General features: G+C 69.2%; 15 protein-coding genes and 1 tRNA gene. 4 read left to right on the top strand and 12 right to left on the bottom strand.

Features of this window, described 5'->3' with window-relative positions; translation table 11 throughout:
* Positions 1–31: 31 nt before the first annotated feature.
* The 3 genes from ispG to E2F46_RS07320 all read left to right on the top strand — a co-directional run bounded on the left by ispG (position 32) and on the right by E2F46_RS07320 (position 5523).
* Entirely contained in the window at positions 32–1252 is a 1221-nt protein-coding gene (gene ispG / locus E2F46_RS07330) for a flavodoxin-dependent (E)-4-hydroxy-3-methylbut-2-enyl-diphosphate synthase (RefSeq protein WP_165967399.1), read from the top strand.
* The gene (locus tag E2F46_RS07325; protein ID WP_425599809.1) at positions 1245–1928 is read left to right on the top strand and encodes a phosphatase PAP2 family protein; all 684 of its coding nucleotides are present in this window, start codon (positions 1245–1247) and stop codon (positions 1926–1928) included. Before ispG ends, E2F46_RS07325 begins: the two co-directional genes overlap by 8 nt.
* A gap of 217 nt (positions 1929–2145) precedes the next feature.
* Positions 2146–5523: a S8 family serine peptidase gene (locus tag E2F46_RS07320; RefSeq protein WP_133321429.1), complete on the top strand. Its 3378-nt coding sequence runs from the start codon at positions 2146–2148 to the stop codon at positions 5521–5523.
* A gap of 216 nt (positions 5524–5739) precedes the next feature.
* Here the strand turns inward: E2F46_RS07320 and E2F46_RS07315 are convergent, their stop codons facing one another.
* On the bottom strand, positions 5740–6630 hold the full coding sequence (locus E2F46_RS07315; protein WP_133321428.1) for a GGDEF domain-containing protein: 891 nt from the start codon (positions 6628–6630) through the stop codon (positions 5740–5742).
* A gap of 132 nt (positions 6631–6762) precedes the next feature.
* Between E2F46_RS07315 and E2F46_RS07310 the strand changes: the two genes are divergently transcribed.
* Positions 6763–9489: a serine/threonine-protein kinase gene (locus E2F46_RS07310; RefSeq protein ID WP_165967390.1), complete on the top strand. Its 2727-nt coding sequence runs from the start codon at positions 6763–6765 to the stop codon at positions 9487–9489.
* 7 nt (positions 9490–9496) lie between these two features.
* On the opposite strand, the gene E2F46_RS07305 is transcribed toward E2F46_RS07310, so the two are convergent.
* From E2F46_RS07305 to E2F46_RS07255, 11 genes are all read right to left on the bottom strand, one after another.
* Positions 9497–10363, bottom strand: coding sequence for a DMT family transporter (locus tag E2F46_RS07305; protein WP_133321589.1), 867 nt, complete (start codon positions 10361–10363; stop codon positions 9497–9499).
* Between the two features lie 59 nt (positions 10364–10422).
* Positions 10423–11463 (bottom strand): UDP-N-acetylmuramate dehydrogenase, encoded by a 1041-nt coding sequence (gene murB / locus E2F46_RS07300; RefSeq protein WP_133321426.1) that lies wholly within the window; start codon positions 11461–11463, stop codon positions 10423–10425.
* A 7-nt stretch (positions 11464–11470) separates the two neighbouring features.
* Positions 11471–12523 (bottom strand): quinone-dependent dihydroorotate dehydrogenase, encoded by a 1053-nt coding sequence (locus E2F46_RS07295; RefSeq protein ID WP_133321425.1) that lies wholly within the window; start codon positions 12521–12523, stop codon positions 11471–11473.
* A 1-nt stretch (position 12524) separates the two neighbouring features.
* Entirely contained in the window at positions 12525–12806 is a 282-nt protein-coding gene (locus E2F46_RS07290; protein ID WP_133321424.1) for a DUF4190 domain-containing protein, read from the bottom strand.
* A gap of 28 nt (positions 12807–12834) precedes the next feature.
* A complete protein-coding gene (gene amaB, locus E2F46_RS07285; RefSeq protein WP_133321423.1) occupies positions 12835–14370 on the bottom strand; it encodes an L-piperidine-6-carboxylate dehydrogenase in 1536 nt (511 codons plus the stop codon).
* Positions 14371–14431: 61 nt separating this feature from the next.
* Positions 14432–14508: transfer RNA gene (locus E2F46_RS07280), tRNA-Arg, on the bottom strand.
* 95 nt (positions 14509–14603) lie between these two features.
* On the bottom strand, positions 14604–15329 hold the full coding sequence (locus E2F46_RS07275; RefSeq protein WP_133321422.1) for a sulfite exporter TauE/SafE family protein: 726 nt from the start codon (positions 15327–15329) through the stop codon (positions 14604–14606).
* Positions 15319–15525 (bottom strand): cbb3-type cytochrome oxidase assembly protein CcoS, encoded by a 207-nt coding sequence (ccoS, locus tag E2F46_RS07270; RefSeq protein WP_133321421.1) that lies wholly within the window; start codon positions 15523–15525, stop codon positions 15319–15321. The genes E2F46_RS07275 and ccoS overlap by 11 nt, the downstream gene beginning before the upstream one ends.
* A complete protein-coding gene (locus tag E2F46_RS07265; protein WP_133321420.1) occupies positions 15522–17909 on the bottom strand; it encodes a heavy metal translocating P-type ATPase in 2388 nt (795 codons plus the stop codon). Before E2F46_RS07265 ends, ccoS begins: the two co-directional genes overlap by 4 nt.
* An 18-nt stretch (positions 17910–17927) precedes the next feature.
* Positions 17928–18422 carry a FixH family protein gene (locus E2F46_RS07260; RefSeq protein ID WP_133321419.1) on the bottom strand — a complete coding sequence of 165 codons (495 nt, stop codon included), beginning with the start codon at positions 18420–18422 and terminating at the stop codon, positions 17928–17930.
* Entirely contained in the window at positions 18422–19975 is a 1554-nt protein-coding gene (locus E2F46_RS07255; RefSeq protein ID WP_207949548.1) for a 4Fe-4S dicluster domain-containing protein, read from the bottom strand. The genes E2F46_RS07260 and E2F46_RS07255 overlap by 1 nt, the downstream gene beginning before the upstream one ends.
* Positions 19976–20016: the final 41 nt, after the last annotated feature.

Genomic DNA, 20016 nt, shown 5'->3' with positions numbered 1-20016 from the left:
CCACTCCGATGACGTGGCGCCGTATGGCGCGATGCCGCGCCGCGCCACGCGTCAGGTGGGCGTCGGTGGCGTGAAGGTGGGCGGCGACGCACCGGTGGTGGTGCAGTCGATGACCAATACCGATACCGCCGACGTGGCATCGACCGCGAAGCAGGTCGCCGAGCTGTGGCGTGCGGGTTCGGAACTGGTGCGCATCACCGTCAACAATCCCGAGTCGGCCGCGGCAGTGCCGCGCATCGTCGAGCGCCTGGCGATGCAGGGCATCGAGGTGCCGATCATCGGCGACTTCCACTACAACGGCCACCAGCTGCTCGAACGCGAGCCGGCCTGCGCCGAGGCGCTGGCGAAGTACCGCATCAACCCCGGCAACGTCGGTTTCGGCAAGAAGCGGGATACGCAGTTCGCGCAACTGATCGAGTTCGCCATCCGCTATGGCAAGCCGGTGCGGATCGGCGCCAACTGGGGCTCGCTGGACCAGGCATTGGCCGCGCAACTGATGGACGAGAACGCGCAACGCGCCGAACCGTGGGACGCGGGACGCGTGCTGCGCGAGGCGCTGATCCGTTCCGCGATCGATTCGGCCGAACGCGCGGTCGAGCTCGGCCTGCCGCGCGAGAAGATCATCCTGTCGGCCAAGGTCAGCGGCGTGCAGGAACTGGTTGCGGTGTATCGCGACCTCGCGCGGCGCAGCGATTTCGCCCTGCACCTGGGCCTGACCGAAGCCGGCATCGGCAGCAAGGGCATCGTCGCGTCCAGTGCGGCGCTGGCGGTGCTGCTGCAGGAAGGCATCGGCGACACCATCCGCATCTCGCTCACGCCGGAGCCGGGCGCGCCACGCACGCAGGAAGTGGTGGTGGCGCAGGAACTGCTGCAGACCATGGGCCTGCGCGCGTTCACGCCGATGGTCACCGCATGCCCCGGCTGCGGCCGTACCACCAGCGAGTTCTTCCAGGTGCTGGCCAAGGCGGTGCAAGAGCACGTGCGCGCGAAGATGCCCGAGTGGAAGGTCACGCATCCGGGCGCCGAGAACATGACCCTGGCGGTGATGGGCTGCGTGGTGAACGGCCCGGGCGAATCGCGACACGCCAACATCGGCATCTCGCTGCCGGGCACGGGCGAGGCGCCTGCCGCACCGGTGTTCATCGACGGCGAAAAGGCGGTGACGCTGCGCGGCGAGCACATCGCGGGTGAGTTCGTCGCGCTGGTGGACGACTACGTCGACCGGCACTACGGCCGCGTCGCAGGTGGCTGAACCGAACGGGATCCTGCGCGGCGAATGGCGCGAGCTCATCGCCACGCTGGTGCGGCATGGTCCGAGGCTGGCATTGCTGTTCGCAGCGCTGCTGCTGCCGATGTGGCTGTTCCTTGAGTTGGCCGACGAAGTGCACGAGGGCGAGTCGCTGCCCTTCGACGAGCCGATCCTGCTGTTCGCGCAGGCAATGGCGCGCGACGGCTTCGATCGCGTGTTCCTGTACTTTTCGGCAGCGGGCTACCAGTACGGCGTGGTGCCTTTCGACATCCTGCTGGTGGCGGGGCTGGCCATCGCACGTCGCTTCCGCGACAGCGTATTCGCCGGCCTTTCAATTGGGGGTTCCGCGCTGCTGAACATCGCGACGAAGCAACTATATGCACGGGACCGGCCGTCGCTGTGGGAGTCGATCGCGCCTGAGTCCACCTTCAGTTTCCCCAGCGGCCATGCGATGGGCTCGATGACCCTGGCGCTGGTCCTGCTGCTGTTGTGCTGGCGCACGCGGTGGCGCTGGTGGGTGGTCGCTGCCATGGCCGTGTTCGTGCCGATGGTGGGCCTGTCGCGCGTGTACCTGGGGGTGCACTACCCCTCCGACATCCTCGCCGGCTGGGCCGCGGCCACGGTGTGGGTGCTCGGTGCATGGGTGCTGGTGCGCCCATTGCGCGCCCGTCCTGCCTGACGCAACGCGGCCTTATCCGACGGCTCGTTACCCCATTCGTGACCGTATGCTGCGCTGCGTTGTGCAGTCCTCCGCAAAACCGGTAGAGTCGGCTGCAATGGCGGGCGTGGCCGAGGGGGCCGCCGCGCCATTGATTCCGTGTATCCCGTATGCGTCGCAGGCCATGCCTGCGGTGCCTCGTTCATTCCTCAGCTGTGCCGATCTGGAGAGAGATCAGATGTCTCGAGCAAGAACATTCGGCTGGACCGCGGGGTTGCTGGCGATCGCTGCGATCGCGGGTGCCGCCGTACTGACAAAGGCAGGGCCGGTCGCCGGCCTGTTGTCCGGAAGCGACGCGCGCACGCAGCCGGCACAGCCTCCGGGCGCCGGCACTGCGGTCGTCGGCGAGCGGCTTGCAGGCCTTGGCATTGACGGGCCGCCCGCGCGCGCTGCGGTTGATGGCGCCAAGGGGACCTTCATCGTCGTGTTCCGCGAACCCGCGCTGGGCGCCTATCGTGGCGGCATCGCCAGCCTTCCGGAACCGAAGCGCACGGTGGGCGCGCGAGGCAAGGCGAAGCTGGACGTCAATGCGCCACAGGCCAGGAACTATGTCAGCTACCTGCGCGGCCGCCAGGCGGACCACAAGGGAAGCATCGAACGCAGCATCGGCCGCCCGCTGGATGTCCGTCTTGGCATGCAGCACGCGGTCAACGGCATCGTCGCCGAGGTCTCGGCGGTGGAGGCGGAACGCATCCGCAATCTGCCGGAGGTGCTCCTGGTCGAGGAATATCGCGAGTACCTGCTGGATACCGATCTCGGCCCGGCGCTGATTGGCGCCGAACCGGTCTGGACGGGCACCAATCCGGGTGCGCCGACCGCCTACAAGGGCGAGGGCATCGTGTTCGGCATCCTCGATTCCGGCATCAACTGGGGCAGCCCGTCGTTCTCGGCGCTGTCGGCCATCGATGGCTACCAGCACGTCAATCCGCGTGGCGCCGGCAACTATCTCGGCACCTGCGCGGCGGGGGGCGTGGATGCCGGCCGCTGCAATGACAAGCTGATCGGTGGTTACGATTTCGTTTGCGGCGCGCCGGGCAACCAGTGCGGCCTGGCGAACATCCGCGAAGAGCCGGGCTTCGGCGATACCAATGGCCACGGTAGCCACACCGCTTCCACCGCGGGCGGCAATCGCCGTGCCGTGGAGTTCGGCGGGCATGACCTCGAGATCTCCGGCGTCGCGCCGCGCGCGAACATCGTCGCGTTCGATGTCTGCTACACCAATACCGCGACCGGCCAGGGCCTTTGCCCGAACGTGTCGGCGGTGGCGGCCGTCAACCAGGCCATCGCCGATGGCGTGGTCGACGTGATCAACTACTCCATCGGCGGCGGTGCGCAGCCCTGGAGCGAGGCCGTGTCGCTGGCCTTCCTCAATGCCGTCGATGCGGGCATCTACATCGCCGCGTCCGCGGGCAACAGCGGCCCGGGGCCGAACACGATGGGACACCTCGAGCCGTGGGTCGCCTCGACGGCGGCGTCGCAGCATGGCCGTGGCGATTTCCTGACCGTACTGGAAGTGACGGGACCGGCGCCGGTGCCGGAGCCGCTGGGCGCGGTGATCATGAATCCCGGCAGCAATGGCGTCGCACAGACGGTCTCCATCCCGGGGACCTCGCGGCTGGTCGTCAGCCCCGGCATCGACACCGCCGCGGATGGCTGCCTGCCCAATCCCTATCCGGCCGACTCGCTCACCGGCGCGATCATCGTGATCCGGCGCGGCACCTGCGGATTCGCCGAAAAGGTCAACAACGCTGCAGCCGCAGGGGCCGCCGCGGTCGTGATCGCGAACAACGCCGCCGGCGGCATCATTCCCTCGGTGCCGGGTACCACCATCCCGGCGTTCGGCATCCTGCAGGCCGATGGCAACGCACTGCGCAACTTCGCGGCGGCCAATCCCGGCGCCACCACGGCGGGCATTCCCTACCCCGCGATCATCATGACGAACACACCGGACGCACTGGGCGCATTCAGCTCGCGCGGACCTGCGGGGACGTTCGATTTGCTGAAGCCCGACGTGACGGCACCCGGCGTGCGCGTGCTTGCGGTCACTGCGGGGACCACGCTGACCGGGTTCGAGAATGCGATCGACCTGTACAACGGCACCTCGATGGCCTCGCCGCACCAGGCGGGCGCCGCCGGCCTGGTGCGCCAGGCGCGTCCGGGCTGGACGGTGCCGGAGATCAAGTCGGCACTCGCGCTGACCGCCGACCAGACCGTGTTGCTGGAGGACCAGGTCACGCCAGCCACGCCTTTTGGTGCGGGCAGCGGCCGCATCCGCGTGGACAAGGCCATCAATGCCGGCCTGGTCATGGATGAAAGCGTGGCGAACTACCTGGCGGCCAACCCGGCCACCGGTGGCCAGCCCTCCACGCTGAACCAGCCCAGCCTTGCCAGCGCCAGTTGCTTTACCTCGTGTTCGTTCCAGCGCACGTTCCGCAATACCCAGGCGCGCGCGATGACGTGGCGAGTGACGCTGGAGGGCCTGCCGGGCCGTACCAACGGGGCGAACCTCAAGTTCGCGGCCAATGGCACGGCGACCCTGAACGTGCTGGTCGATACCAAGTCGTTGCCGGCCGATGGCAGCTGGCATTTCGGTACCGTGGTGCTCACGCCGACCACGGCCGGCACCAACGCGTCCGTGCTGCGCATGCCGGTCGCGGTGTCCGTGCCGCCGCCGGCGATCGTGCTGCCGGACGTCATCGCATCGTTGCAGGCGAACCGCAGCGGCGCTGGCACCGGTTCGGTGGCCAATGTCGGCGGTTCGACGCTGCATTACACGATCGACAACGCCGGCGTAGCCAGCACCACGGTCGTCGACGTGCCCCGCGGCACGCTGACCAGCGGCTACGCATCGTCGTTCCTCAGCGACAATGCCACACCGGCGCTGTTTGCCGCGGACGATTTCGTGCTGTCGACCCCGCTGACCGTGAGGTCGGTCTATACCGAAGGCTTCACGGTGACTTCCGGGTCGCTGCTGACCAGCGCGACACGGTTCGGCTGGGCGATCTTCGCCGATGCCGGCGGCAATCCGGCCGGTAGCCCGAGCAACTTGTCGTCCGCCGTGTGGAGCTACGAATCGGCCCCGAACGGACCGGGAATCACCATCACCACCTCCGGGCAGTTCAACCACGTCCGCTTCGACCTGGCCGCGGCTGGCCAGGCACCGACGCTGCCGGCGGGACGCTATTGGCTGGTGCCCTATGCGCGCACCACCACCAACTTCCGTTGGGTGTGGTTCGGCTCGCAGACCGCGACCGGTGATTTCAGGACCATGACCCAGAACGCCGGTGGTACCGCCGCATGGACGACACCGGCGGCCGCGTACAATGGCCTGAACCTCAACATCGTCGGCGAGGTGCCATGCGGCGCGCCGTGGATTGGCCCGGTGACCCCGGTCGTTGGCAATGTGCTGGCAGGCAATGCGAACACGCTGCGCATTGCTCTGTCTTCTGCAGGGTTGGCGCCGGGCAGCAGCAATGTCGCCTACATCTGCGCGTCGAGCAACGACCCGCTGAAGCCCAAGGCGGCGGGCCGGGTTCGCCTGAACGTCACGCCTTGAGCAACGTTCCCTGGATGTGATCCTGGAAGGGCCGGTGCAAACCGGCCCTTCTTCTTTTCCGGAGGCTTGCGTGTGCGGAGGGGTGCGAGGGCGTGCAGGCAGGCCTGGACGGCCATCGATGTGCCGGCCGTGGGCCTGGAGCGACCAAGCGCCGACACCGGCGTACCGGGGCGGGTTTCCCGTGGAAGGCGTTGCGGGCGAATCGGAACGCCGGGGTCAGGTTTCCACGCACACCTGGTTGCGGCCACCGTCCTTGGCACGATAGAGCGCGGCATCGGCGGCAGCCATCAGCGATGGCCTGTTGGCGCGTGCTTCCGACAGTGTCGCGATGCCGATGCTGACGGTGATGCGCCGGGATTCGCCGCCAGGCGCGAACGTGGCGGCGGCGATGGCCTGCCGCACGCGCTCGGCAAAGTGCGAGGCAACGCCGCCATCGCTCTCGGGCAGCAGTACCGCGAATTCCTCGCCACCAATGCGTGCAGCGATGTCCTCGCTGCGGACGTGCTGGCCCAGTAGCGCTGCGATACGCCGCAGGACCTCGTCCCCGGCGATGTGGCCATGGCGGTCGTTGACCGGCTTGAACAGGTCGACGTCGATGATGCACAGCGCCAGCGGACGCTGGTGGCGCAGGGCGCGTGCGATTTCCTTGTCCGCCATCTCGATGAAGTGCCGGCGGTTGTACAGCTCGGTCAGCATGTCGTGGGTGGCGAGCTGGTAGATCTCTTCGTGGTAGCGCGCCTCGACGCTGGTCTGGCTGATGAACTTCAGGATGCTCTCGCCGACCACGATGTGGTCGCCGTCGGACAGCACGGTTTCCTCCACGCCACGGTCGTTCACGCGCGTGCGGTTGGTGGCGCCGAGGTCGCGCAGGCGGTAGTCGTCGCCATCGCGCCAGATGCGGCAGTGCTCGCGCGACACGCTCTTGTGCGCGATCACCAGGTCGGATTCGTGCGATCGACCGACCAGGACGGGCGCATCTTCCACGTCCGCGCGACGGCCGAGGCCTTCGCCATGGATGACTACCACGCAGGCCGAACGCGGCGTGGTCCGGTGCGGACCACTGCTGAGCAGGGTGCGTTGCGTGGTTTCCGCGGGATCGTGGGGCACGGCCGGGACGGCATGGAGGGGAGACTGGAGTGTAACGGCAGGGGCGTGCCGCGTTCATCCGGTCGTTCGCGTATTCATGCCGGGTGGGGTGGTTCCGTTACCATGCACGCTGCCTGGCCGAAGGGGACGACCATGGGCACCGGTGAGCACGAGCACGACCCAGACCGCACCGAGCTGCTGGCGACGCAATCGTCGCTGGCAGGCGTGGACGTGGGCGACGGCTTGCCGCCGGGGACACGCCTTGGTCGCTACCGCATCCAAGCGCGCGTGGGACACGGCGGCATGGGGGACGTCTATCGTGCCGAACAGCTGCATCCGGTGCGGCGCACGGTGGCGCTGAAGCTGCTGCGCGCGCAGCGGCTGGAGGCGAGGCACAAGGCCTACTTCGAACTCGAGCGGCAGGTGCTGGCGCAGATGCGGCATCCGGCGATCGCCCAGATCTACGATGCCGATACCACCGAGGATGGCCAGCCGTACTTCGCGATGGAGTTCATCGACGGCCGTCCGGTCACGGAGTACTGCCAGTCGAACGGCCTGCTGCTGGCCCAGCGCATCGCGCTGTTCATCGACATCTGCAACGGCGTGCAGCATGCGCACCAGAAGGGCGTGATCCACCGCGACCTCAAGCCGGGAAACCTGCTTGTGGATGAGATCGACGGCAAGGCGCACCCGAAGATCATCGATTTCGGCATCGCGACTGCGGCTGCACTGGCGGAAACGCGGGAAGTGGCCGGCACGCCCGACTACATGAGCCCGGAGCAGGCGGGCGGGGACCAGTCGCTGGTGGATACGCGCAGCGATGTCTACGCCCTGGGCGTCGTGCTGTGCGAACTGTTGACCGGGCGGCGCCCCGCGACGGCCGGCGAAACGATGACCGACCATGAGCGCACGCTGCGCCTGCCGTCGGAGCAATTGGCGACCTTGCCACCGGGCGAGGCCGAGCGGCTGGCGAAGAGCCAGGGCCGCCGCCTGTCCGGCATGCGGCGGGTGTTGCGCGGCGAACTCGACTGGGTGGTGGCGAAAGCCATGCGCCATGACCGCAACGCGCGCTACGCGTCGGTGGCGGAACTTGCCGACGACCTGCGCCGATTCCTCGATGGCAGGGTGGTGCAGGCGGTGCCGGCGTCGCGCTGGTATGCGTCGCGCAAGTTCGTCTCGCGCCATCGCGTGGGCCTTGCGGCGGCGTCGGTGGCGGTGGCTGCACTGGTCGGCGGACTGGCGCTGTCGTTGCTGGGGCTGATGGAGGCGAGGGAACAGCGCGCCATCGCCGAACGGCGCAGCGGCGAACTGGAGAAGGTGGCGGCGTTCCAGCAGTCGATGCTGGAGAACATCGACATCCAGGGCATGGGGCTTGGACTGTCCGCGGGCCTGCGCGATCAGGTGGCGCGCGCCGATCCCGACCGGTTGCCGGCGCTGGACGCCGTGCTGGAAGCCGCCAGTACCACCGACATCGCACGCATGTTGATCGAACGCGAGATGCTGGACCGGGCGGAACTTGCGATCGCGCGCGACTTCGACGACCAGCCTGCCCTGGCGGCAGACCTGCGCGAAGCCAGTGGTCGCGTCCATGCCGCGCTTGGCCTCTATGAAAAGGCCGCCGAATCGCAGGCCGCCGTGGCGGCCTATCGGGCATCGACGCTGGGACCGCGCGATCCGGCGACGCTGCGCGCGCGGATGGCCCACGGCAGTGCGCTCCACAAACTGTCGCGTTACGACGATGCGCGACAGGTGCTGGAATCGGCGCTCGTGGATGCGGCGGCATTGCCGGATGGCGACGAGACGCGCGCCGGCATCGAGCTGGAACTGAGCGAAGTCGATGCCCTGCAAGGCGACCTGCCCGAAGCGGTGGCGCGCAAGCGCGGGGTGGTCGAACGCCTGTCCACGGTCCGCGGCGAGGCCGATACGCTGACCCTGCGGGCGATGACGGGCCTGGCGCTGGTGCTGGGACGCGCGGGCGACATCGTCGAAGCGCGTGCGCTGCTGGAGAAGGTGGTGCCGTTGCGCATCGAGGTGGATGGACTCGACGACGGCGACACGCTGGCATCGATGGGTGCGCTGGCGACGATGCGCGCCATGCAGTCCGAGTTCGAGCCTGCGGTGGCGATGCAGCGGACGCTGGCCGAGGCGATGATCCGGCGGCTGGGTGCGGAGCATCCCGACACGCTGGCGGTCCGCAACAACCTCGCCAACATGCTCAGCGGCCTGGGGCGACACCACGAGGCGCTGGCCGAGGCGCAAGCGGTCCTGGAGGCGCGCACGCGGGTGCTGGGCGCGGAACATCCACAGACGCTGCGCACGGCGCTCAACGTCGCCAGCTTCCACGCCCGCATGGACGACTTCGACCGCGGCCTGCCGCTGGAGGCGAAGGTGCTGGAGGCTCGGCGGCGCATCCTGGGCCAGGATCATCCGGACACCTTGTTCATCCAGCTCAACCACGGCGTCACCCTGCAGCGTGCGGGCCGGTCGCGCGATGCCTTGCGGCATTTCGATGATGGCCTGCCGCGCGCCCTGCGCGTGCTGGGCGAAAAGCATCCCCAGTACCAGGCCGGGTTGATGATGTCCGGGGAGGCCTTGCTGGATACGGGGCGCAGGAATGCGGGGATCGAACGGCTTCGGCAGGCGTTGGCGCTGCGCAAGGCGCACTTGCCGCCGGATTCGCCCGAAACCCCCAATACCGCCTGGGCCCTGGTGAAGGCACTGCGGCTGTCGGGTCTCGGCGACGAGGCCGCCGAGGTGCAGCGGCGCGACATCGATCCGCTGCTGGCGGCCGATCCAGCCACGCTCACCGCGGCACTCACCGAACGGCGCGGCAGGATCGAGCAGCAGATCCGCGAAGGCGAACCCGGCAGCCGGCGCTAGCGCTGCGTCATTCTCCCGGCTTGGCGGCTTCCACCGGCGCCCTGGTCGCCGCGCGGCGCTGTAGTACCGCCTCGCGGTGGGCGATGTAGCCATTGGCGCCGAGCACGATGCCGGCCCCCAGCAGGGTCCAGGCATCGATGGTTTCCGCGAACAGCAGCCAGCCCAGTACGATGACGATCGGCAGCTGCATGAAGCTGATCGGCTGCAGCGCCGAGACCTCGCCCAGCTGCAGCGCACGGGTCCACAGCAACTGGCCGAACGTGCCCAGCACGCCGGTCGCGACCAGCCATACCCACGCCTCGCCTTGCGGCCAGGTCCAGTGCAGCAGGGCCGGGCCCAGCGACAGCGGCACCCAGAACACATAGGTGTAGAAGACGATGGTGTCGGGCGCGTCCAGCCGCGACAGCTGCTTCATCTGGATCGCCACCAGTGCGGCCAATCCTGCGCCCAGCAGCGCCACCAGCATGCCGGGGGTGAACGACGCCCCCGGGCGCAGGATCACGATCACGCCGACGAAACCGGCGGCGACCGCCAGCCAGCGTCGCACGCGCACGTTTTCACCCAGCCACAGCGCGGCCGCGATGGTGGCGAACAAGGGCGTGGCGTAGCCCAGCGACACCGCCTGCGACAACGGCAGGTGGCCGATGGCCCAGAACGCGCACAACATCGAACCCAGGCCGATCGCGGTCCGCACGAAGTATCGGCCCAGGTGCCGCGTGCGCGGCAGCGCCCTTCGCTTGTGCAGCAGGATCGGCAGCAAGGCCAGCAGCCCGAAGAAGTTGCGGAAGAACGCGATCTCGCCGGTGGGAATGGTTTTCGACGCCAGCCGGATGGTCAGCACCATCACCGCGAACGCCGCGGTGCTGCCCAGCATCAGCAGCGCGGCGCGGCCGTGCGCGGTGGTGGGCAGGCCGCGACGGGGCGGGGCCACGCTCACCAGCGTGCGCCGACGATGCGCGGCTCCGGTTCCAGCGCCACGCCGAAGCGCGCCTGCACCGAAGCCGCGATGCGGCGCGCGAGATCGAGCAACTGCGCACCGGTCGCGTTGCCATGGTTCACCAGTACCAGCGCGTGCTGCGCGGACACGCCGGCGTCGCCGTCGCGGTGGCCCTTCCAGCCGCAGGCGTCGATCAGCCAGGCCGCGGACAGTTTGCGCGTGGCGTCGTCGCTGCCCCGGAACACCGGCAGTGCCGGATGTTCTGCCGAAAGCACGTCGGCAATCGACGTCGCGATGACGGGATTCTTGAAGAAGCTGCCCGCATTGCCGACCACGGCCGGGTCGGGCAGCTTGCGTTGGCGGATGCGGACCACCGCGTCGCCGACCTGGCGGCAATCCGGCGTGGCGATGCCCATGCCGGCCAGTTCGTCGCGCAACCCGGCGTAGTCGAGCCGGGGCGGGGCGCTGCGCGACAGCGAAAACGACACCGCGGTCACGATGAAACGGTCGGGCTCGCGCTTGAAGCGGCTGTCGCGATAGCCGAAGCCGCAGTCGGCGGCGTCGAAGCGCAGCGCCTCGCGCGTGCCGGTGTCGAACGCCTCGACGGCAACGATGCATTCGCGCACTTCCACGCCATAGGCGCCGATGTTCTGGATGGGCGCTGCACCAACGGTGCCCGGGATGAGCGCAAGGTTCTCCAGTCCGCCCAGTCCTTGCGCCAATGTCCACTGCACGCAGCGATGCCAGTTGGCGCCGGCCTCGGCGCGCACGATGGCGGTGTCGCCGTCGTCGTCGAGCGTGACGATGGCGTCGCCCGAGAGCGCCAGCATGGCCACGTCGGGATCGCCGGCCAGCAGCAGGTTGCTGCCGCCGCCAAGCACCATCGCGCCCTCGGCGTCGAAGCGTGGATCGGCGAACAGGTCGGGCAGGGCGCGCGCGTCATGCACCTCGGCAAGCATTGGCGCGCGTGCCTGCACCCCGAAGCTGTTGCGTGCGCGCAGGTCCGCATCCGCGGACAGCGTGTAGGCCGGCGTCATCGCGGGATCACGCCAGCGGGATATTGCGGCTGGGGGCTTCCTTGCGCCGGCGCATGGCCTCGACGCATTCGCCGATCAGCTGCGGGCCGCGATACACCAGCCCGGTGTACACCTGCACCAGCGCTGCACCGGCGGCCATCTTCTTCGCGGCGTCGGCGCCGGACAGGATGCCGCCCACGCCGACCAGCGGGATGTGCTCGGGCATCCGCGTGCGCAACATCCGCAACACCGCGGTGGACTTGTTCATCAGCGGCTCGCCGGACAGGCCGCCGGTTTCGCGCGCCTTCGGATGGCCCTGCACGCTGATCCGCGACACCGTGGTGTTGGTGGCGATCACGCCATCGACCTCCAGGTCCGACAGCACGCGCGCGGCGGCGTCGACGTCATCGTCGGACAGGTCGGGCGCCACCTTCACCAGCATCGGCACGCGCTTGCCGTGTTTCGCGCCCAGCCGTTCCTGCGCCTCGCGCAACAGGCCGACCAGGCGGCGCAGGGCCTGCTCTTCCTGCAGCTCGCGCAGGCCCGCCGTGTTGGGCGAGGAAATGTTGACCGTGATGTAGTCGGCCAGCGGATAGACGCGTTCGAGGCAGAAGAGATAGTCGGCCTCGGCCGAGTCGTTCGGCGTGGCCTTGTTCTTGCCGATGTTGATGCCCAGCAGGCCATCGCGTCGCTGCGCCTTGCCGACGTTGCGTACCAGCGCCTCGACGCCATCGTTGTTGAACCCCAGCCGGTTGATGACCGCCCGGTGCTGCGGCAGCCGGAACATGCGTGGCTTGGGATTGCCCGCCTGCGGCTCCGGCGTGACCGTACCCACCTCGATGAAGCCGAAGCCCAGCGCGAACAGCGCATCGATGTGCGCGCCGTTCTTGTCCAAGCCGGCGGCAAGGCCCACCGGGTTGGGGAAGGTCAGCCCGAACGCACGCGTGGGGAAGGGGTGCGGCTTGCGCGCGAGCAGCGGCGAGAGGCCGGTGCGATAGGCCGTCTCCAGCGCAGCCAGCCCGGCCCCGTGCGCACGCTCCGCATCGAGGCCGAACAGGAAGGGACGCGCCAGGCCGTACATGTCAGCTGTTCAGCCCGAACCAGACCAGGCCGCCGAAGAACAGCATCACCAGCACCAGGCCAACGAAGCTCAGCGCCAGCATGGCATAGCCCAGCACCAACCCCGCGACGGCCATGCCGTCGCCGTCCATGCCATCGACGGTACGCCGGATCTCCGAACGCGCGAGATGCCCGGTGATCACCGCCACGATGCTTCCGATCCATGGCAACAGCGTCCAGCCGAGGATGCCGAACACGAGGCTGACGATGGCGAGCGTGCTGGTGGCGCGGACCGGGGCGTGCATGCGCGTGTCCTCTCGGGGATCGAACGGGTCAGAGGTCGAACTTGATGCCCTGTGCCAGCGGCAGCGCGTTGGAGTAGTTGATGGTATTGGTTTGCCGGCGCATGTAGGCCTTCCACGCATCCGAGCCGGATTCACGGCCACCGCCGGTCTCCTTCTCGCCGCCGAAGGCGCCGCCGATCTCGGCGCCCGAGGTGCCGATGTTGACGTTGGCGATGCCGCAATCCGACCCCCACGCCGCGAGGAACTGCTCGGCGCGCTTGAGGTTGGTGGTGAAGATGGCCGACGACAGGCCCTGCGGCACGTCGTTCTGCATGGCGATGGCGTCGTCCAGCTCGCGGTACTTCATCACGTACAGGATCGGCGCGAAGGTCTCGTGCTGGACGATGTCGGCATCGTTGGACAGGCCGGTGACCAGGGTCGGCAGCACGAAGTTGCCCCTGCGGTCGGTCAGCGCGGCACCGCCGGTCTCGATGGTGCCGCCGGCCGCCTTCGCCTTTTCGATGGCGTCGAGGTAGGCCTGCACGCCTTCGGGGCTGTTGAGCGGGCCCATCAGGTTGGCCGGGTCGGTCGGGTCGCCGATCTTCTTTTCCACCTGCTTGTAGGCGGTGACCAGCTTGCCCAGCACGTCGTCGTACACCGATTCGTGCACGAACAGGCGGCGCGTGGTGGTGCAGCGCTGGCCGGCGGTGCCGACCGCGCCGAACACGATCGCCGGGATCGCCAGCTTCAGGTCGGCGGTTTCGTCGACGATGATCGCGTTGTTGCCGCCCAGCTCCAGCAGGCTGCGGCCCATGCGGCGCGCGACGCGCTCGCCGACCTGGCGGCCCACCTTCGTCGAACCGGTGAAGCTGACCAGCGCGATGCGCTTGTCGTCGACGAACTGCTGCGCCAGTTCGGTGCCGCCATCGTTGAACAGGAAGAAGATGTCCGGGAAGCCGCCCTCGCGCAGCGCCTCGTTGCAGATCTTCATCGAGGCGATGGCGGACAGCGGCGTCTTCGGCGACGGCTTCCAGATGCAGATGTCGCCGCACACGCCGGCGACGAACGCATTCCACGCCCACACCGCCACCGGGAAGTTGAACGCGCTGATGATCCCGACCAGGCCGATCGGATGCCACTGCTCGTACATGCGATGGCCGGGGCGCTCGCTGTGCATGGTCAGGCCGTAGAGCTGGCGCGACAGGCCGACGGCGAACTCGCCGATGTCGATCATCTCCTGCACTTCGCCGTCGCCCTCGGGCTTGGACTTGCCCATCTCCAGCGCCACCAGCGAACCCAGCGCGTCCTTGTGCGTGCGCAATGCGTCGGCGCAGAGGCGGATGGCCTCGCCGCGGCGCGGCGCAGGCGTGGTGCGCCAGACCTTGAACGCGGCCTGCGCGCGCTCGACGATCAGGTCGTAATCGGCCTGCGAAGAGGCCTGCACCTTGCCCAACACCTCGCCCGTGGTCGGATTGACCGGCTCCAGCACGCCGGCATCGCGGGTCTTCGCCCATTCGCCGTTGCCAAGGTAGGTGCCGGATTCGTCGGCGGTCAGGCCGAGGGCGGTGAGGACGGAATGGGTCATGGGGTGCGGACTCCTGTGCATCGCAACGCCTCGTTGGCGGGCGGCGATGGCCTTGCATGGGTGGTGCCCCCGGCGCGATTCGAACGCACGACCTTCCCCTTAGGAGGGGGACGCTCTATCCAGCTGAGCTACGGGGGCGAAGTGTGATGATTTTCGCACGGGGCAGGGCGATTCCCCAACCGCCGGCGAAGCGGTGGGCGCGGGCTTCACATCAACCGTGGCGCAGATAGGCGCTATTGCGGCAGCGGCTGGCAGCCCAGTGCCGCAAGCGGGCCGTGCAACATTGGCACCAGCATCAGCCATGGCGCAGCGAGGGTCAGCAGGCCGAGGGCGAGCACCGTGCCTGCGGCCAGGCCGCGTAGCCGGGGGCGCTGCAGCCAGCGTCCCAGGCGCTGCCCCGACCAGGTCAAGGGCAGCATCACCGGCAGGGTGCCCAGACCGAAGGCCAGCATGGTCAGCGCGCCGTTGCGGGGATCGGCCTGCAGCCATGCCACCGTGAGCAGGCTGAAGCTCAGCCCACAGGGCAGCCAGCCCCAGAGCGCGCCCGCCACCAGCCGCCGCGGGAGCGTCGTCGCGGGCAGCACCCGGCGATGCAACGGTTGTAGCCAGCGCCAGAGCCGCTGGCCCGGCCGTGCCAGGAAACCGCCGACGCCGGCCACGCCGAACAGGCGCAGTGCGATCACCACCAGCGCCGCACCCACCAGCATCCGCAGTCCGATGCCGAGCCACGGCGAGCGCAGCGCGGCCAGCAAGCCGTGCCCGAGCGCGCCGACCAGCGCGCCGGCCGCGACGTAGCCGCCGATACGCCCGATGTTGAGCTGCAGCGCCGGCGCCCAGCCCCGTGCGACGGACGTGGCCGACAATCCGGTGGCGATGCCGCCACACATCGCGGCGCAGTGCAGCCCGCCCAGCAGGCCGCTGGCCAGCGCCGCCGGCAGCACCAGCCAGTCAATCGGCATCGGGGGCGCGATCCGGGGCCTGTGTGTCCGCCAGTGATGGCGGCAGCGGGCGCTCGCGCTGGTCTTCGGCCAGGATGTCCAGCGCGGGTGTGTCGAGGTCGTCGAACTGGCCGCGCCGCACCGCCCAGATGAACGCCCAGAAGGCGAACCCCAGCAGCACCAGGCTGATCGGGACCAGCAACAGCAGGATCCTCATGTCGAAGGCCTCGTCGTGCGCGCCAGGCGCAGGGCATTGAGCGTCACCACCAGCGATGATCCTGCCATGCCCAATGCCGCGATCCACGGCGTCACCATGCCGGCGGCCGCCAGCGGGATGGCCAGCAGGTTGTAGCCGAGCGCCCAACCGAGGTTCTGGCGGATCACCGCGCGGGTGCGCCGTGCCACCGTGATCGCCGCCGGGATGCGTGCCAGCGTGGGGCCGGTCATCACCAGGTCGGCGGCACGCTGCGCCAGTGCCGCGCCACTGTCCATCGCCAGCGAGACATCGGCGCCGGCCAGCACCGGCGCGTCGTTGAGGCCGTCGCCCACCATGGCCACCACGCGCCCCTCGGCCTGCAGCCGGCGGACGAACGCAAGCTTGTCCTCGGGCCGTTGCCGCGAATGCGCACCGTCGACGCCAAGCCGCGCCGCGAATGCCTCGACTGCCGCGCTGCCATCGCCACTGGACAGGTGCGTGCGCAGGCCGAGGCCGCGCAGCGACGCGAGCGCGCCGCCGGCGTCGTCGCGTTCGGTTTCGCGCAGGGAGAAGCGCGCCAAGGCGACGGCACCGTCACCCAGCCAGAGCGCGCCGTCGTCCTCGCGTCCGGCTGCGAAGTCGGCGCGACCGACGCGCCAACGCACGCCGTCGATGCTGCCTTCCACACCCTGTCCGGCGCGCGTCGCCACATCGCGGGCAATGAGCGGCGTCTGCACGCCCGCGAACGCAGCGGCGAGCGGATGGTTCGCGTCGCGCTCCAGCGCGGCGGCCAGCGCAAGCACCTGCGGTTGGCTGCTGTCGCCGAAACATTCCACCGAGGCCAGCGCCGGGCGATCGGTACTGAGCGTGCCGGTCTTGTCGAACACCACGTCGGTGGCGGCGGCCAGCGTTTCCAGCGCATCGGCGCGCGTGGCCAGTACGCCCAGGCGGGCCAGTGCGCCGTGCGCCGCGGCCAGCGCGGTCGGCACCGACAGCGACAGCGCGCAGGGGCAGCTGACCACCAGCAGGGCCAGGGTGACTTCGAACGCGCGCGACGGGTCGTAAATGCGCCAGCCGGCATACACCGCCACCGCCACCAGCAGCAGTCCGATGACGAAGCGGCTGCCGATGCCATCGGCGATGCGCGCCAGCCGCGGACGATGCGATTGCGCGTCTTCCACCAGGCGGGTGAGCTGCGACAGCCGTGTTTCCGGCCCGGTGCAGGCCACGCGCACGCGTACCGGCGATTCGCGGTTGACGGTGCCGGCGTACACCGCGTCGCCGGCGTGCTTGCGCACCGGGCGCGATTCGCCGGTGAGCAGGGATTCCTCGAACCAGGCCTCGCCATCGAGCAGCACGCCATCGGCAGGCACTGATTCGCCAGCGGCGATGCAGGCCACGTCGTCGATCGCGAGCTCGGACACCGGCACGATCCCGCGGCCGCCATCCGCCGTCTCGCGCATGGCGAACGCCGGCCGCGCCCGCGCCAGGGCATCGACCTGCGCGCTGGCCACGTTGCGCGCGCGCTGCTCCAGCATCCGCGCCAGCAGCAGCAGGAACACGAACATCACCGCGGCGTCGTACCAGACGTGCAGGCCGCCACGGATCGTCTCGACCAGGCTGGCGACATAGGCGAGCAGGGTGGAGGTGGCGATCAGCGTATCCATGCCGACATGGCGTGCGCGCAGTTCGCGCCACATGCCGGCCAGGAACGGCCAGCCGGAATAGAACACCACCGGCGTGGTGATCAGGAACGCGATCCAGCGGAAGAAGTCGCGCGTGGCCGGCGGCATCTGGTTGTCGAAATCCAGGTACAACGCCTCGGCCATCATCATCGCCTGCAGCGTGCCCAGCCCGGCGATGCCGATGCGCAGCAGCCAGCGATTGCGCTCGCCGATGCGTGCGCGTTCGCGGGCATCGCCAGTGGCGAGGTAGGGGCGGTATCCCAACGCCGTCAGCCGTTGCAGCACCGAGGACAGTGGCGCCTGCGTTGGATCCCATTCGATGCGGATGCGGCCGGTGACGGCGTTTGCGGTCACGTCGCGCACGCCGGTTTCGCGCAGCAGCGCCTTCTGGATCAGCCAGGCGCACGCGGCGCAGCGCATGCCGTCGGTCAACAGGGTGATGCGGCGGCCATCGTCGACGGCATGGGCATGTTCGCGCAGCAGGTCCTCGCGGTCCCATGCCGAGAAATCGACGATATCGGTGCCCACGCGCCCGGCATGCGCGCTGCGCAGCCGGTAATAGTCGCCAAGGTCGGCGTCGCGGATCCAGCGCGCCGCAGCGGCGCACCCCTCGCAGCAATACGCATGCGGGCCGTCGCCGGCATCGGCCCGGACCGCATTGGCTGGCAGGGATTCGCCACAGTGGCGGCAGGCGGCTGCATGGGCCGCGACGCGGATCATCAGGCTCGACCGGACGCGCTATTGCGCCAACGCAGGTGCCAGCCGGGTGGCATGCTGCTGCCGCGGCAGGCGACCGCGCAGTCGCCAGCCGCCTTCGGCCGACGCCAGCTCGACCAGCCAGTCATGGCTGTCGTCCAGCGCGTACCTCACCTGCCAGCCGCCGTCTGCGGGCGGCAACTCGACTTCGATGTCCTCGATGGCGCGGGTCGGGTGCGCCAGTACCAGCCGCAGCGTCGCGCCGGCATCGAAGTCGCCGGTGGCCGGGATGACCTGCAGCACGCCGTCGTCTGCGCGCAGCACCGCGCTCAGGCGCAGTTCGCGGGCGCGGCCATCGGCGCCCAGGTCGGCGGTCTGGATCTGTGAGACGCGTTGCACGTCGTCGCGCACCACGTCGGCACCACCGCTGCGGATGGCGATGGCCAGCAGGGACAGCCCGGCCACCACGGAGGCGAGCGGCAGGCCGATCACCAGCCACATCATCGGGACTTTCCAGAACGGCTTGTTCTCTTGCATCACAGGGGTCCGAAGAAGCTGCTGTCGACGTGTTTGCGGGTGGTGCCGTCGCTGTCCTCGATGCGGAACCGCACGTCGCTGCGACCGCTCGTGCCCGGCGGTGCCACCAGGACCACCGGCACCGAGGCGACGGTTCCCGCGCGGGCGTGTGTGAGCTGGCCATCGTCGCGCAATTCGATGCCAAAGGGGGCGGCCTCCAGCACGATGCGGAAATCGCGGTCGCGGTCGGACTTGTTCACCAGCTTCAGCGTGTAGCTGTTCTCGATGCCGCCGTCCGCGGCTTGGCGATACAGCGCGTTACGGTCACGCAGCACCTCGACGATCAGGTCGTCGCGCGTGCCCACGCCGACCGTCCACGCGACCATGAAGCCCAGCAACAGGGTGCCGTACAGCAGGATGCGCGCCCGCAGCACCCGGGTCGGCTTGCCGTCGATGGCGTTCTGGGTGGAGTAGCGCACCAGCCCCTTCGGATAGCCGACCTTCGCCATCACCTCGTCGCAGGCATCCACGCACGCGCCGCAGGCGATGCACTCGTACTGCAGCCCGTTGCGGATATCGATGCCGGTCGGGCAGACCTGCACGCAGATGGTGCAGTCGATGCAGTCGCCCAGTGCGTCGGGCGCGAACTTCGGCAGGGGCTGCGCGTCGCCCAGGTCGCCGTCCCAGGTGATCGTGCCCCGGGCATGCGCGGCCTGCGTGGCCGCGGACGGATGCCGGCCGGCGCGGAACACGTAATCGTATGCGGTGAGCTTGTCGAGCAGGCCCCGGCCCCGGGCCATTACGTCACCCAGCCCGCGCTTGCGCGGACCGCGCGGCTCGCCGCGCATCGGGTCGTAGGCGATGATCAGCGTGTTGCGGTCGAACATCGCGCTCTGGAAGCGCGCGTAGGGGCACATGTACTTGCACACCTGTTCCCGCAGGAAGCCCGCATTGCCCCAGGTGGCGAAGGCGTAGAACAGTACCCAGAAGGTTTCCCAGCCGCTCCACGACAGGGTGGCCAACCGCGCGGCCAGGTCGGTGATCGGGGTGAAGAATCCGACGAAGGTAAACCCGGTCCACAGCGCGAACCCGACCCACAGCGCATGCTTCGCGCCCTTGCGCGCGAGTTTTTCGCCGCTCCACGGCGCGGCATCGAGCTTGATCCGCCTGGCGCGGTCGCCTTCGGTCCAGCGCTCCATCTTCAGGAAGACTTCCGTCCAGACCGTCTGCGGGCAGGCATAGCCGCAGAACAGGCGTCCGGCCAGCGCGGTGAAGAAGAACAGGGCCAGCGCCGCGATGATCAGCAGCAGCGCCAGGAACAGGAAGTCCTGCGGCCAGAACGTCAGCCCGAACACGTGGAACTTGCGCGCCGGCAGGTCGAACAGCACGGCCTGCCGGCCGTCCCAACGCAGCCACGGGAACACGTAGAACATGCCCAGCAGCCAGGACGCCGCGGCGATGCGCAGGCGCTGCAGCCGACCGCTCACGTCGCGCGGATAGACCTTGCCCTCGCTGACGTAATGCGAGTCGCCGTGCGCGTCCACAACGTCCAGCGGGATGCGTCGGCCGGTCACGACGATGCTCCGGTCGCGGCGGGGCGCAGGGCGCGATGGCA

The organism is Luteimonas aestuarii (genome assembly GCF_004357985.1).
GTDB lineage: Bacteria > Pseudomonadota > Gammaproteobacteria > Xanthomonadales > Xanthomonadaceae > Luteimonas > Luteimonas aestuarii.
Note: the sequence above shows the minus strand (reverse complement) of the source record. Positions and strands in the feature narration are given on the sequence as shown.

Coding starts and splice junctions, on each gene's coding strand:
- ispG (WP_165967399.1), top strand. CDS start 32: ATGCCGCGCCGCGCCACGCGTCAGGTGGGCGTCGGTGGCGTGAAGGTG.
- E2F46_RS07320 (WP_133321429.1), top strand. CDS start 2,146: ATGTCTCGAGCAAGAACATTCGGCTGGACCGCGGGGTTGCTGGCGATC.
- E2F46_RS07310 (WP_165967390.1), top strand. CDS start 6,763: ATGGGCACCGGTGAGCACGAGCACGACCCAGACCGCACCGAGCTGCTG.
- E2F46_RS07305 (WP_133321589.1), bottom strand. CDS start 10,363: ATGCTGGGCAGCACCGCGGCGTTCGCGGTGATGGTGCTGACCATCCGG.
- murB (WP_133321426.1), bottom strand. CDS start 11,463: ATGACGCCGGCCTACACGCTGTCCGCGGATGCGGACCTGCGCGCACGC.
- E2F46_RS07295 (WP_133321425.1), bottom strand. CDS start 12,523: ATGTACGGCCTGGCGCGTCCCTTCCTGTTCGGCCTCGATGCGGAGCGT.
- E2F46_RS07290 (WP_133321424.1), bottom strand. CDS start 12,806: ATGCACGCCCCGGTCCGCGCCACCAGCACGCTCGCCATCGTCAGCCTC.
- amaB (WP_133321423.1), bottom strand. CDS start 14,370: ATGACCCATTCCGTCCTCACCGCCCTCGGCCTGACCGCCGACGAATCC.
- E2F46_RS07275 (WP_133321422.1), bottom strand. CDS start 15,329: ATGCCGATTGACTGGCTGGTGCTGCCGGCGGCGCTGGCCAGCGGCCTG.
- ccoS (WP_133321421.1), bottom strand. CDS start 15,525: ATGAGGATCCTGCTGTTGCTGGTCCCGATCAGCCTGGTGCTGCTGGGG.
- E2F46_RS07265 (WP_133321420.1), bottom strand. CDS start 17,909: ATGATCCGCGTCGCGGCCCATGCAGCCGCCTGCCGCCACTGTGGCGAA.
- E2F46_RS07260 (WP_133321419.1), bottom strand. CDS start 18,422: ATGCAAGAGAACAAGCCGTTCTGGAAAGTCCCGATGATGTGGCTGGTG.